Source organism: Pseudomonas sp. GW823-FHT06E10, from assembly GCF_058794995.1.
Map to the genome: position 1 here is coordinate 1 of NZ_JBXAHJ010000014.1, position 12,760 is coordinate 12,760.

General features: G+C 59.2%; 13 protein-coding genes and 1 tRNA gene. 12 read left to right on the forward strand and 2 right to left on the reverse strand.

Going from position 1 to position 12,760, the window contains the following annotated elements; genetic code table 11:
- Nucleotides 1-205 precede the first annotated feature (205 nt).
- Complete coding sequence (locus AC1Q6Y_RS21070; protein WP_492625090.1) at nt 206-655, reverse strand: carboxypeptidase regulatory-like domain-containing protein; 450 nt, start codon at nt 653-655, stop codon at nt 206-208.
- A gap of 253 nt (nt 656-908) precedes the next feature.
- Between AC1Q6Y_RS21070 and AC1Q6Y_RS21075 the strand changes: the two genes are divergently transcribed.
- The 4 genes from AC1Q6Y_RS21075 (at nt 909) to AC1Q6Y_RS21090 (ending at nt 3,615) form a co-directional block, all read left to right on the forward strand.
- A complete protein-coding gene (locus AC1Q6Y_RS21075) occupies nt 909-1,658 on the forward strand; it encodes a DUF1016 N-terminal domain-containing protein (RefSeq protein WP_492625091.1) in 750 nt (249 codons plus the stop codon).
- 68 nt (nt 1,659-1,726) lie between these two features.
- Nucleotides 1,727-2,701 carry an alpha/beta hydrolase family protein gene (locus AC1Q6Y_RS21080; protein WP_492625092.1) on the forward strand — a complete coding sequence of 325 codons (975 nt, stop codon included), beginning with the start codon at nt 1,727-1,729 and terminating at the stop codon, nt 2,699-2,701.
- Between the two features lie 38 nt (nt 2,702-2,739).
- Nucleotides 2,740-3,156, forward strand: coding sequence for a hypothetical protein (locus tag AC1Q6Y_RS21085; RefSeq protein ID WP_008058485.1), 417 nt, complete (start codon nt 2,740-2,742; stop codon nt 3,154-3,156).
- A gap of 6 nt (nt 3,157-3,162) precedes the next feature.
- Entirely contained in the window at nt 3,163-3,615 is a 453-nt protein-coding gene (locus tag AC1Q6Y_RS21090) for a hypothetical protein (protein WP_057712423.1), read from the forward strand.
- Between the two features lie 71 nt (nt 3,616-3,686).
- On the opposite strand, the gene gabP is transcribed toward AC1Q6Y_RS21090, so the two are convergent.
- Nucleotides 3,687-5,078, reverse strand: a complete 1,392-nt coding sequence (gene gabP, locus AC1Q6Y_RS21095) for a GABA permease (protein WP_218495315.1) — start codon at nt 5,076-5,078, stop codon at nt 3,687-3,689.
- A gap of 564 nt (nt 5,079-5,642) precedes the next feature.
- Here gabP and AC1Q6Y_RS21100 point away from each other — a divergent pair.
- From AC1Q6Y_RS21100 to AC1Q6Y_RS21135, 8 genes are all read left to right on the forward strand, one after another.
- Nucleotides 5,643-6,416, forward strand: coding sequence for an ABC transporter ATP-binding protein (locus AC1Q6Y_RS21100; protein WP_007972784.1), 774 nt, complete (start codon nt 5,643-5,645; stop codon nt 6,414-6,416).
- A 13-nt stretch (nt 6,417-6,429) separates the two neighbouring features.
- Entirely contained in the window at nt 6,430-7,179 is a 750-nt protein-coding gene (locus AC1Q6Y_RS21105) for an ABC transporter substrate-binding protein (protein ID WP_015093061.1), read from the forward strand.
- Between the two features lie 72 nt (nt 7,180-7,251).
- Nucleotides 7,252-7,947 (forward strand): ABC transporter permease, encoded by a 696-nt coding sequence (locus tag AC1Q6Y_RS21110; RefSeq protein ID WP_057712425.1) that lies wholly within the window; start codon nt 7,252-7,254, stop codon nt 7,945-7,947.
- Entirely contained in the window at nt 7,944-8,633 is a 690-nt protein-coding gene (locus AC1Q6Y_RS21115) for an ABC transporter permease (protein ID WP_492625093.1), read from the forward strand. The genes AC1Q6Y_RS21110 and AC1Q6Y_RS21115 overlap by 4 nt, the downstream gene beginning before the upstream one ends.
- The gene (locus AC1Q6Y_RS21120; protein ID WP_492625094.1) at nt 8,614-9,843 is read left to right on the forward strand and encodes a methyltransferase; all 1,230 of its coding nucleotides are present in this window, start codon (nt 8,614-8,616) and stop codon (nt 9,841-9,843) included. Before AC1Q6Y_RS21115 ends, AC1Q6Y_RS21120 begins: the two co-directional genes overlap by 20 nt.
- Nucleotides 9,844-10,186: 343 nt before the next feature.
- Complete coding sequence (locus AC1Q6Y_RS21125; protein WP_223502468.1) at nt 10,187-11,011, forward strand: FkbM family methyltransferase; 825 nt, start codon at nt 10,187-10,189, stop codon at nt 11,009-11,011.
- A 78-nt stretch (nt 11,012-11,089) separates the two neighbouring features.
- Nucleotides 11,090-11,165 (forward strand) — tRNA-Thr (locus AC1Q6Y_RS21130).
- Nucleotides 11,166-11,326: 161 nt separating this feature from the next.
- A complete protein-coding gene (locus AC1Q6Y_RS21135; RefSeq protein ID WP_492625095.1) occupies nt 11,327-12,646 on the forward strand; it encodes a tyrosine-type recombinase/integrase in 1,320 nt (439 codons plus the stop codon).
- The last annotated feature ends 114 nt before the right edge of the window (nt 12,647-12,760 follow it).

A 12,760-nucleotide genomic window follows, 5' to 3' on the forward strand; every position in this document is an offset into this window, starting at 1 on the left:
GTTGTTTGGTCATCTGACACCTCGATCTGGCGAGCATTCTCGCCTAAATGGGTGTCCGGTTTCATTAGACCACTACAGCTGCGCTTTGGCCATCAAGCTGCTGAGCGTAGAAACCAACCCTTTACGCGTTGCACTCATCCAAGCGTATGCAGGTGTCAATCACGATAAACCCTGAGTCGCAGGACTCAGGGTTCAGAGCCTCTCGTTAACTCGCATCATTCCAGTGGAAAACCAGGTTACGGGCTGCACCATTGCTAACATCGGCAACGTCCTGCCGTGTTTCGCCGTTACGCGTCGCAATGACCGTATATTTACCGGCAGGCAGTTTCACGTAAACCAGCGGACCGGCGTCATTGAGCGTCAGTACGGTCTGCCCCGGGGCTTTCTGAATAACTACATTCACATCAGAAGTGTATTCATTTCCCGTCCCGACAGAGAACGTCATGTGCAGGTTGTAGCCAGTGGTCTGCTGGATGGCCTTGGACTCATCCTCGCCGATACCGCCGGACAGGTAGGTGATGCCGTTTTGTTCCTGGCTTTGCACCTGCACCCCCTGGCCGTCGATGGGTTCAAGGCTGGCGGCAGGTGTCATCGCTGGAAACATCAGCATGCCTGCAGCGGTGAGGGGCAACAGGAGTGTATGGAGGTATTTCATGATGACGACTCCCGGGTTCTGCGGAACCCAATCGTTACATCCTTTGGATTTCCAGTCGCAGGGAGGGGTTTTAGATTGATTTGGCCTGAGTACGAAACGTACTACGCCATTTGTTCCTCAGCCCTCGCCCGGATTTAGACCCGTCCTGCCGAAGAGCCCGGTATTTCCTGCCTGTTTCTCAGCAACTCCCGGCATCTTCGAAGGGGCTCTCTTGTCATTCTCTTTCGCTATTCAACCTGCTGCGGAAGACCTCATGACGGCCCCCACCCCCAACGACACTCACGACCCCTATCTCGCATCACTGCTTGGCAACCTTGGCAAATTGATCCTTCAGGCACGCCAGAAAGTGCTTCGGGCGGCCGACACCGTGCAAGTGCAAACCTGTTGGCAAACTGGTCGGCACATCGTTGAGTTCGAACAGAACGGCGCGCGACGGGTCAGGTATGGCAAAGAGTTACCGTCGACCTTGGCCAAAACGCTAACTGCGGAGTTCGGAAAGGGATTTGACGCTTCCAACCTTCGGTACATGCGTCTGTTCTATCAAGCCTTTCCAATTCGTGACGCACTGCGTCACGAATTGAGCTGGACCCACTACCGCCACCTGCTTCGGGTCGACAACGACAGCGCTCGTCTTTGGTACATGAACGAATCAGCTACCCAAAACTGGTCAAGCCGCGCCCTGGAACGCCAGATCAATACGCTGTACTACGAACGCCTGCTGGCGAGCCGCGATCGCGGCAGCGTCAAGCAGGAGGCCGCCACCTACATTCAAAACATGAAGGCCAGCCCTCGGGATTTCGTCCGTGATCCGGTAGTACTGGAGTTTCTTGGTTTACCCAATGCCGGCAAGCTTCAGGAAAGCGAGATCGAACAAGCGCTTATCGAACAATTGCTCACCAGCAAGTACAAGCTTGTCCTGCCGAGTGAAGAGGAACTGCGCGACGCACTGGATCGGGAGCGAGCAGCACTTGAAGAGCGATTGACTAATCAACAACCGCGTTGAGGCGAATGGATTGTTCATCAACGGCATCAAGACTATCGTTGGCAGCTACCCGCAAAGGTCTGACATCGATGAATTTGCAGGACACGCCTCCGCTGGCCCCCAGTCGCAACGAGTTGCCGCTGCCGGATACCACGCCCGGCAAACCGTTCAAGGAAACCGCCTCGGACGGCTTCATCCTCGGCGGCTTCACCTGGCGACACCCTTCTCGGTACGCCGCTCGTCCGGTCGTGATCATCAATGCCGCCACCTCGGTCCGTTGTCGCCACTACTCGCGCTTCGCCGACTACCTGTTCGTCCACGGCTTCGATGTCATCACCTATGACTACCGCGGCATCGGCGAGTCGCGGCCGGCATCGCTCAAGGGTCTTCAAGCCTCGTGGACCGATTGGGGAGCGCTGGATTTCGAGGCGATGCTCAAGCGCGCACAGCGTGAGTTCCCACAACAGCCTATCGATGTGGTCGGCCACAGCTTTGGCGGCTGTGCAGCGGGCCTGGGGGCGTCCGGGCACCTGATCCGGCGCCTGGTGACGGTCGGTGCGCAATTCGCCTACTGGCGCGACTATGCGCCCGCTCATCGCTGGCGGATGTTCGGCAAGTGGCATGTGGTGATGCCGCTGGTGACGATGCTGTGCGGATACTTTCCGGGCAAACGGCTCGGCTGGCTGGAAGACACACCCGCCGGCGTGGTCCGTGACTGGAGCCTCTCCACTGCCCGCTACGAGAAACGCTCCAGCGGCCGCACAATCAGCAAAACCGCCGGGCAGCTGCCCTTTGCCGACGTCACCGCGCAAACCCTGGCCATCAGCATCAGCGACGATCCCTACGGCACGGTCCCGGCCATCGAACGCCTGCTCGGCTACTTCACCGGCAGCACAAACTCCCACCTGCGTATCCATCCCGAAGACATCGGCGAAGAAGAAGTCGGACATTTCGCCTTTTTTCGCAGCGCATACCAAGCCACACTATGGCCCATTGCATTGGCCTGGTTGCAAAACGGCGAACTGGTCCCCGGCACACCCGGGCGAACGGTGCCACGCAGCTGAGCCACCCGCCCCTTTCAACGAATTACGGAACGACGCCCATGGCCTCCGCCAACAAGCAGCAAAAACGCGCCTCCCGCGCCAAGGCCAAGGCCAAGCAGAACCGCACCCAGCGGGCTGCCGCGCCGGTGGAACTGGACCCGAACGACGATCGCATCGACTTCGAGTCGGTGGACCTGACCGAACTGTTCAAGAAAATGATCGACGCCGAAAAGATCAGTCAGCAAGCCATGTGCACGGCCTTCCTCGAAGATCCGTTGCTGGAACTGGTGTACGAGCAGGAAGGCGAGGAAGGCGCGATGGACTTCATCCTTGCCGCGCTGATCGAATATCGCCAATGGTCGACTGAAACTGACGAAGCCGGCGCCCTGGCGTGGATCGAATCACCGGCCTTTCAGGCCGACTACGTGGCGGCGTCCGACGCCATTGCCGCGCAAACCCAACAGAAACCGAACTGAGTTCCCATGGCCTCCCTGAACAAGCAACAGAAACGCGCCAAGCGCGCAAAAGCCAAAGCCAAGCAGATCAATATCCACGGCCGCAAACCCGCCGCGCTGGACGATGACCTTGGCCACCTCGCCGAGCCGATCCCGGAATACACCCTGGCGATGTTCAGCAAAATGCGCGACGCGGAAGCCGTCAGCCGCAGCGAAATGCTCTCGGTGCTGCTGACGAACCTGGCCTTTATCATCATCGACCATCCAGAACTGCTGGACATGGAAAACGCCGACGACGAAGGCATGGCCGCCACCCACCTGGCCGCCGACATGCTGATCGACTACCGCATGTGGGCCGACGGCATGGACCGTGAGACCGCTCAGGCGTGGCTGAGCGAACCGCAGTTCATTGCTGACTTCGGTGACGCACTGGATGTCTACCGCGAGTCGCTGGAAGCGCCGGAAGAAAAAGCCGAGTAAGGGTTACGACTCAAACAAAAACGGCCGCTTGTCATCACTGACAGCGGCCGTTTTGCGTTACGCGGTATGGATCAGTTCAGCACTACCGCGCCACGCTTTTCCAGTTTGCGACGGCGAGCCACCAGCAAGCCGGCCGCTACCACCAGAGCACTGAGCAAGCCGGTCGCGAGAATTTCCACGCGATGGGCTTCCTGGAACAGCATGATGGTCAGGGCCGCGACGATGAAGACGATCACCGCGTAGGTCAGGCCCGGGAACAGCCACATGCTGAAGGCAATTTTCTCCCCGCGCGCTATACGCTGCTTGCGCATGCGCAGTTGCGAAATCGCAATCACCAGGTACACCAGCAATGCGATGGCGCCGGAGCTGGCCAGCAGGAATTCGAACACCGCAGCCGGAGCCACGTAGTTGGCGAATGTTGCCAAGAACGCTGCGCCAGTGGACAGCATCACCGCCCAGTATGGCGTGCCACTTTTGTTGGTGCGGGTGGACATGGCCGGCGCATCGCCGCGCTTGCCCAGAGAGAACAACATCCGCGACGAGGTGTAGAGCGCCGAGTTCAGGCAGCTGGTCACAGCAACCAGCACCACGATGTCGACGATCATCTTGGCGTTAGGGATGCCCATGCGCTCAAGTACAGTCTGGTAGGAGCCCAGGCTTGCCAGTACCGGGTCGTTCCAAGGCACCAGAGCCACGACGATGAAGATCGACACGAGGTAGAACAAGCCGATCCGCCAGATAACCGAGTTGGTGGCCTTGGAGATTTGCTTGCCCGGATCTTTCGATTCCGCGGCCGCGATGGTCACGATCTCGGTGCCCATGAAGGAGAACATGGTGGTCAGGATGGCACCCAACACCGCGCCCATGCCGTTTGGCAGGAAGCCCTGGGTGTCGAACAGATGGGAAACGCCGCTGACCTGGCTGCCCGGCAGAAAGCCGAAGATCGCCATGAGGCCCAGAACAATGAAACCGATGATGGCCAACACTTTGATCAGGGCAAACCAGAACTCGAATTCACCGTAGTTCTTCACGCTGAACAGGTTGGTCACGGTCAACAGCATCGTGATGACCAGGGCGAAGGCCCAGATGTCCACGCCAGGGAACCACGCATGCAAGATGGTCGCGGCAGCGTTGGCTTCCAACGGAATCACCAGAACCCAGAACCACCAGTACAACCAGCCGATGGTGAAGCCGGCCCAGTGACCGATCGCGCGGTCGGCGTAAGTCGAAAACGAACCGGTGTCCGGCGAGGCAACGGCCATTTCGCCGAGCATGCGCATCACCAGCACCACCAACATGCCGGCGGCGGCGTAAGCCAACAGAACAGCCGGACCTGCAGCGGCGATGGCGTGACCCGAGCCAACGAACAAGCCGGCGCCGATAACCCCGGCAATCGACAGCATGGTCACGTGGCGCGGTTTGAGCCCCTGTTCGAGGCCATTAGAGCTTTGGGTACTGCTCATTAAAACTACCTTTGTAAGGAGAAGCGAATGCGTGCATCCCGTTCGGCGGACCTTCTCGTAAAAAGAAGCCAACAGGGCGTTCTGGATTCTGCACGCAATAATTGCGCCAAAATATTTCAAAACCCTCTAGCCCGGCGATCTCGCCTCGACCGGACGGTCATCGCAACCCTTTGAATTTAATGGCACTTTGCCAAAGCGTTACCCTGCGACCCACTTTTGCGGATACATCAGCGCACCGGAAACACACCTGAAAAGGGCTCCGCGCACATTAAAAGTGCACAAGCGGTGCATTTGGCCGGATAGCGCTTCCAACACCCTGTCAAAGCTGGCAACATCGCGCCTTTTTTTGCGGCAGCCACCGCGCTTTTTATCGACAGGCAAGGTTCAAACGGCTGTTCGGTTGTTGATGGGGCGACAGTCTGCTGCGCTGATGCGACAACCTGCCACGCACCAGCCGTTTACCGTCCCTAGCGCTGTTGGCTGCCATTGAAACGCTATGCTAGGTTGGCCGCCTCGCTAGGAAGGCCGCCAACAGCAGGAGCGCAACATATATGAGGAACGCACATGGCTGAGGCCACGCCCGCGCTTGAAATCCGCAACTTGCACAAACGCTACGGTTCGCTGGAGGTGCTCAAAGGCATCTCGCTGACCGCCCGCGACGGCGATGTGATCTCGATCCTGGGTTCCTCCGGCTCCGGCAAGTCCACGTTCCTGCGGTGCATCAACCTGCTGGAGAACCCGCACCAGGGCCAGATCCTGGTCGCCGGCGAAGAACTCAAGCTCAAGGCCGCGAAGAACGGTGAACTGGTGGCCGCCGACGGCAAGCAGATCAATCGCCTGCGCAGCGAAATCGGTTTTGTGTTTCAAAACTTTAATCTGTGGCCGCACATGAGTGTGCTCGACAACATCATCGAAGCCCCGCGCCGCGTGCTCGGCCAGAGCAAGGCCGAAGCCATCGAAGTGGCCGAAGCCCTGCTGGCCAAGGTCGGCATCGCCGACAAGCGCCATGCCTACCCGGCGCAGTTGTCCGGCGGCCAGCAACAACGCGCGGCCATCGCCCGCACCCTGGCCATGCAGCCCAAGGTCATCCTGTTCGACGAGCCCACCTCGGCGCTTGACCCGGAAATGGTCCAGGAAGTACTTAATGTCATCCGCGCGCTGGCCGAAGAAGGCCGCACCATGCTGCTCGTGACCCACGAAATGGGCTTCGCCCGTCAGGTCTCCAGTGAAGTGGTGTTCCTCCACCAGGGCCTGGTAGAAGAGCAAGGATCGCCACAGCAGGTGTTTGAAAACCCGCTTTCGGCGCGCTGCAAACAATTCATGTCCAGCAACCGCTAACGGAGCTACCCACATGCAGAACTACAAAAAGGTCTTCCTGGCTGCCGCCGTCACCCTGGCGTTCAGCGCCGGTGCCATGGCCGAAACCCTGAAGATGGGCATCGAAGCGGCTTACCCGCCGTTCAACAATAAAGATGCCAGTGGCAATGTCGTCGGCTTCGACAAAGAGATCGGCGACGCCCTGTGCGCCAAGATGAAAGTCGAGTGCACCGTCGTGACCTCCGACTGGGACGGCATCATCCCGGCCCTGAACGCCAAGAAGTTCGACTTCCTGATCTCCTCGATGTCGATCACCGACGAGCGCAAGCAAGCGGTGGACTTCACCGACCCGTACTACTCCAACAAGCTGCAGTTCATCGCCAAGAAAGACATCGACTTCAAAACCGACAAGGCCGCGCTCAAAGGCAAGATCATCGGCGCCCAGCGCGCGACCCTGGCCGGCACCTTCCTGGAAGACAACTATGGTGACGACATCACCATCAAGCTCTACGACACCCAGGAAAACGCCTACCTCGACCTGACTTCCGGCCGCCTGGACGGCATCCTGGCCGACAAGTACGTCAACTACGAATGGCTGAAAAGCGACGCTGGCCGTAGCTACGAGTTCAAGGGTGACCCGGTGGAAGAGAGCGACAAGATCGGTATTGCCGTGCGCAAGAAAGACCCGATCCGCGAGAAGCTGAACACCGCGCTGAAAGAAATCGTCGCTGACGGCACCTACAAGAAGATCAACGACAAGTACTTCCCGTTCAGCATCTATTGATACTGACCTGCCTGACCGGCGCCTGATGGCGCCGGTTCTCGGCCTTGCCTGCCGCGATTTGAAAAGAAATCCATGATTATCGACCTCTACGGATTCGGCCCGGCGCTCGCCGCTGGCGCGCTGATGACTGTGAAACTGGCACTCTCGGCCTTGTGCCTGGGGCTGGTACTCGGTCTGCTCGGCGCCTTGGCCAAGACTTCCCCGTACAAGCCGCTGCAATGGCTTGGCGGCACTTATTCGACCCTGGTTCGCGGTATCCCGGAATTGCTCTGGGTGCTGTTGATCTACTTCGGCACGGTCAACCTGATGCGTGCCTTGGGCGAGTTCTTCGGCAACCCCGACCTTGAACTCAACGCCTTCGCCGCTGGCGTGATTGCGCTGGGCCTGTGCTTCGGCGCCTACGCCACGGAAGTGTTTCGCGGTGCGATCCTCGCCATCCCCAAAGGCCATCGTGAAGCCGGCGTGGCCCTGGGCCTGTCGAAATGGCGCATCTTCACCAAGCTGATCATGCCGCAGATGTGGCGCATTGCCCTGCCCGGCCTGGGCAACCTGTTCATGATCCTGATGAAGGACACCGCGCTGGTGTCGGTGATCGGCCTGGAAGAAATCATGCGTCATGCGCAAATCGGCGTGACCGTCTCCAAGCAACCGTTCACCTTCTATATGGTGGCCGCGTTCATGTACCTGAGCCTGACGGTGCTGGCGATGACCGGCATGCACTTCCTGGAAAAACGTGCCGCTCGCGGCTTCGCGAGGAGCACCCAATGAACTGGGAAGTCATCATCAAGTGGCTGCCGAAACTGGCCCAGGGCGCAACCCTGACCCTGGAACTGGTGGCCATCGCCGTGATCGCCGGTTTGCTGCTGGCCATTCCACTGGGTATCGCCCGCTCGTCGCGCCTGTGGTGGGTGCGGGCATTTCCCTACGGCTACATCTTCTTTTTCCGTGGCACGCCGTTGCTGGTTCAGCTGTTCCTGGTCTACTACGGCCTGGCGCAGTTCGACGCGATCCGTAACAGTTCGATGTGGCCGTACCTGCGCGATCCGTTCTGGTGCGCCACGGCGACCATGACCTTGCACACTGCGGCCTACATTGCGGAAATCCTGCGGGGCGCCATTCAGGCGATTCCACCGGGCGAGATCGAAGCGGCACGGGCGCTGGGCATGTCCAGACCCAAAGCGCTGTTCTACATCATGCTGCCGCGCGCCGCGCGCATCGGCCTGCCGGCCTACAGCAACGAAGTGATCCTGATGCTCAAGGCCAGCGCCCTGGCCAGCACCGTGACCCTGCTGGAATTGACCGGCATGGCCCGCACCATCATTGCCCGGACCTACCTGCCGGTGGAGATCTTCTTCGCCGCGGGCATGTTCTATCTGGTAATGGCTTACGTGCTGGTGCGTGGCTTCAAGCTGCTGGAGCGCTGGTTGCGCGTCGATGCCTGCCAAGGGCGTTGATACCGGCGTGTTGACGGGCGAGGCCCTGCTCGCCCGTTTCACCGCACTGGATGCTTTTCTGACAGAGCATCAGGCATTGTGGAAACCCCGACCGTTCACTCATCGGCATCTTCCCTGGGAAACGTCCTACCCTGCTCTGGCCGAATGGCTACGCAAGCGGTCGCTGGAAGACGCGGAAAACGCTCACAACCAACCTGCCCTTCTGAATGCACCGGAGCCCTTTGCTTCCCTGGCAACAATGTCCGTTGCCTTGAGTGCCGTGGATGAGTTGCCGGCTCGCACACTCGAGGCGGCGGGCCATCGGTTGAATGTCGATGTACCGGGGCGCAAATGGCAACAGATCGAAGCCTTCGCCAGTCGGTTGCAGTTTTCCGAAGCACCGCAGCATTGGATGGACTGGTGCTCGGGCAAGGGACATCTGGGCCGCCGCCTGTTGCAACCGGGGCAACAACTGACGTGCCTGGAATACGACTCGGCACTGGTAACCAGCGGCCAGGCACTCAGCCAGCACCATCACCTGCATGCGCTGCATATCGAACAGGATGTGCTCGCGGCAGACGCAGCTTGTTTACTGGGTGCGTATCACACGCCCGTCGCGCTTCACGCCTGCGGTGATTTGCATGTGCGGCTGATTCAACTCGCCAGCGTCACAGGCTGCAAACAGCTCGCCATCGCGCCGTGTTGCTACAACCGGATCAGTCTTGCCCAATACTCGCCGATTTCCTCGGCCGCCCAAGGCTCCGGCTTACAGCTTTCCCTCGACGACCTCGCGTTGCCCATGAGCGAAACCGTTACCGCCGGCGCCCGCGTGCGACGTCAACGCGACACCTCCATGGCCCGGCGCCTGGGCTTCGACTTGCTGCAACGGCAACTGCGCGGCATTGACGAGTACCTGCCAACCCCTTCCCTGCCCAGCGCCTGGCTGGACAAACCCTTCGCCGATTACTGTCATCATCTGGCCACTCTCAAAGAGTTATCCACAATCGGCCCGCAAGATTGGCCAGCCTTCGAAGCCGCCGGTTGGCAGCGACTGGCCGAAGTGCGCAACCTTGAACTACTACGCGGACTTTTCCGACGTCCACTGGAGCTTTGGCTGGTCCTTGACCGGGCACTTTTCCTCACCGAGCAGGGCTACAGCGTCCGTGTCGGCACCTTCTGCGAAACCCCGCTCACGCCGCGTAATTTCCTGCTCCTGGCCGAACGCGCTTAAATACATCCGACCTGTGGATAACTCTGTTGATGAAATAATCGTGGATCCAATATCCACGCCTGTTTCAGGGCCAAATCCACACTGTTCATTTTTTATACACCCGCATAAAAAATCGAAAAAACAGGTATTTGCGAACAAACGAGAACGGATCCACAAATTCGGCCTAAACCCAGTGCGCTGCCAATGGCATTGTGCATAAGCATTTAATCAAAACGACATAAATGCCTAATCCCGGATCGCAGACAGGGGAAATTGCACCCTTTCATTACTCTTGATATACACACACGCAAGGGCGCCGGCAGCGCGGCCACGAACAAGAACATTCCTCCGACAGGATGCGCCAGTGACGTTCATTTCCTACGCACAGAATTTCGAAGACATACGCCTGTGGCGCGCCCTCAAAACCGTCGAGAACGGCTTCTACATCGACGTCGGGGCAAACGATCCCACCCATGACTCCGTCACCAAGGCGTTCTACGACAACGGCTGGACCGGCATCAACGTCGAACCGATGCCCAACTATTTCGAAGCCCTGAGCCAGCAACGTCCCAAAGACACCAACCTGCAGTGCGCGGCCGGGGAAAGTGCTGACGAACTGACCTTCTACGGCATCGCCGGCACCGGCCTTTCGACCCTGGACCCGGCCATGGCCAAACTGCACCGAGACGCCGGCATGGACGTGCGCAACCAAACGATCAAGTCCCGCACCCTGACCTCCATCTGCGAAGAACACGCCCAGGGCCGCGCCATTCACTTCCTGAAAATCGATGTCGAAGGCCACGAAGAAACCGTCCTGCGCGGCATGGACTTCAGCCAATGGCGGCCATGGGTGATCATTATCGAAACCCCCTGGGCCCGCGACCAGGCCTGGGAAACACTCGTCACCGACGCCGGCTACCACTCCATCCTGTTCGACGGCATCAACACCTACTACCTCGCCGAAGAACACCTGAACCTCAAACCCGCCTTCGACATCCCGCCGTGCAACCTGGACGAGTTCCAGTTCTGCAAAGGCCACAAGTTCAGCCACCCCGTCAGCGACGCCGAACACCAACTCGCCGCCGCCCTGCAACGCGCCGAACAGGCCGAAGCACAGCTGCGCGCGATGCAAAACAGTCGAACCTGGCAAGCCATCCAGAAACTCAAGAAAACCCTGCTGCGAGCCTGACCTGAAGCCAGCGCAAAAATAGTCATAATTCAGGGGTTTACAGAAGCCAACCAATCGCTATAATCGTCGCCCTGACACGCCGGTATAGCTCAGATGGTAGAGCAACTGACTTGTAATCAGTAGGTCCCGGGTTCGATTCCTGGTGCCGGCACCATACAAGGTTCCATAGAAAGCTTTCAAAGTCTCTGGAACCCCCGAAAAACCCGCCTTCTGGCGGGTTTTTTCGTTTTGGCGTTCCGTCGGATTCCGAGGTAGCCAGCGCTAATAAGGGTACTTTTAAGGATACCTACCAATAAGATATTGGAAAGTACCCTTATGGCTCGCACAACGGCACCCCTTACCGACAACGCCTGCCGCACTGCAAAGGCTCGCGAACGTGAGTACAAGCTTTTTGACGGCGATGGCCTTTACCTGCTCGTGAAGCCCAACGGTCGCAAAGGCTGGCGGCTCAGGTACGTAAAGCCCGATGGCCGCGAGGGCCTGACTTCACTCGGCAATTATCCAGTGGTCGGGCTGGCTGACGCTCGCCGCAAGCGCTTCGAGCTCAAACAGCAGCTCGCCAACGGCATTGACCCTATACAGTCCAAGCAGCAGGCCAAGGTGCAAGCCGTGATCAATGGCCGCACCTTCGAAAGCGTTGCGCTCGATTGGTATGCCGGGATGGTGCCGAAGTGGGCGCCGGGCCATGCCAAGACTGTGCTCAGCCGGTTGAAGACTCACGTATTCCCTTTGCTCGGTGCCAGGGCAATCGTTGAACTCGACACCCACGACCTCATGCAGCCACTGGAAGCCGTGACGAAGCGCGGCACCATCGACGTGGCGCTCAGGATCAAGAACTACCTGCAAAGCATCATGCGCGAAGCCAAACGGCTGCGACTGATCACGGCGAACCCAGCTCACGATCTCGATGGCTCGATCAAAACGCCACGGGTTACACATCGACCCGCACTACCCTTATCGCGGTTGCCTGAGCTACAGGCGCGTATCGACGGCTACAAAGGTCGCCCGCTCACGCGCCTCACGGTGATGCTATCGCTGCACGTGTTCGTACGCTCCAGTGAACTGCGCTTCGCCCGTTGGAACGAGTTTGACCTCAAGCGCGGCATCTGGGAAATCCCCGATACCCGCCCGGCGCTAGATGGTGTGCCCTTTTCCACAAGGGGTACAAAGATGGCCGGGGACATCCACGTTGTCCCCTTATCGCCGCAAGCAGTGGCCTTGCTTGAGCAGATCCACGCGATCACCGGCAAGTTCGAGCTGGTGTTCGCGGGAGATGCCAAACCGTGGAAACCGATGTCCGAGAACACGGTGAATGCAGCGCTCAGGACGATGGGCTACGACACCAAGGTGGATATCTGCGGCCACGGGTTCCGAGCCATGGCGTGCAGTGCGCTGGTCGAGTCCGGGCTGTGGTCGGAGACGGCTATCGAGCGGCAGATGAGCCACAAGGAACGCAACAACGTGCGGGCCGCCTATACCCACAAGGCCGAGTTCCTCGAAGAGCGCCGGATGATCATGACCTGGTGGAGCCGGTTTCTGGAGGCGAACCGCGAGGACCATGTGACGCCACATGAGTTTGCCAAGCATGCGGGCAAGAACGTCACGCGCCTTCGCAGTGCCAAGAGGACCGAGTAGCCCGCCGCACCACCGCATCAACTCGCTGTGAAGTTACCCACAGCACCGCATGAAGCGCCTCCGCGCGGGTCCTTTCAAATGGGGCTGCAAAGCCGCCCCGTTTGAAAGGACCAT

Coding starts and splice junctions, on each gene's coding strand:
- AC1Q6Y_RS21120 (WP_492625094.1), top strand. CDS start 8,614: ATGCCTGCCAAGGGCGTTGATACCGGCGTGTTGACGGGCGAGGCCCTG.
- AC1Q6Y_RS21100 (WP_007972784.1), top strand. CDS start 5,643: ATGGCTGAGGCCACGCCCGCGCTTGAAATCCGCAACTTGCACAAACGC.
- AC1Q6Y_RS21105 (WP_015093061.1), top strand. CDS start 6,430: ATGCAGAACTACAAAAAGGTCTTCCTGGCTGCCGCCGTCACCCTGGCG.
- AC1Q6Y_RS21080 (WP_492625092.1), top strand. CDS start 1,727: ATGAATTTGCAGGACACGCCTCCGCTGGCCCCCAGTCGCAACGAGTTG.
- AC1Q6Y_RS21135 (WP_492625095.1), top strand. CDS start 11,327: ATGGCTCGCACAACGGCACCCCTTACCGACAACGCCTGCCGCACTGCA.
- AC1Q6Y_RS21085 (WP_008058485.1), top strand. CDS start 2,740: ATGGCCTCCGCCAACAAGCAGCAAAAACGCGCCTCCCGCGCCAAGGCC.
- gabP (WP_218495315.1), bottom strand. CDS start 5,078: ATGAGCAGTACCCAAAGCTCTAATGGCCTCGAACAGGGGCTCAAACCG.
- AC1Q6Y_RS21070 (WP_492625090.1), bottom strand. CDS start 655: ATGAAATACCTCCATACACTCCTGTTGCCCCTCACCGCTGCAGGCATG.
- AC1Q6Y_RS21090 (WP_057712423.1), top strand. CDS start 3,163: ATGGCCTCCCTGAACAAGCAACAGAAACGCGCCAAGCGCGCAAAAGCC.
- AC1Q6Y_RS21110 (WP_057712425.1), top strand. CDS start 7,252: ATGATTATCGACCTCTACGGATTCGGCCCGGCGCTCGCCGCTGGCGCG.
- AC1Q6Y_RS21075 (WP_492625091.1), top strand. CDS start 909: ATGACGGCCCCCACCCCCAACGACACTCACGACCCCTATCTCGCATCA.
- AC1Q6Y_RS21115 (WP_492625093.1), top strand. CDS start 7,944: ATGAACTGGGAAGTCATCATCAAGTGGCTGCCGAAACTGGCCCAGGGC.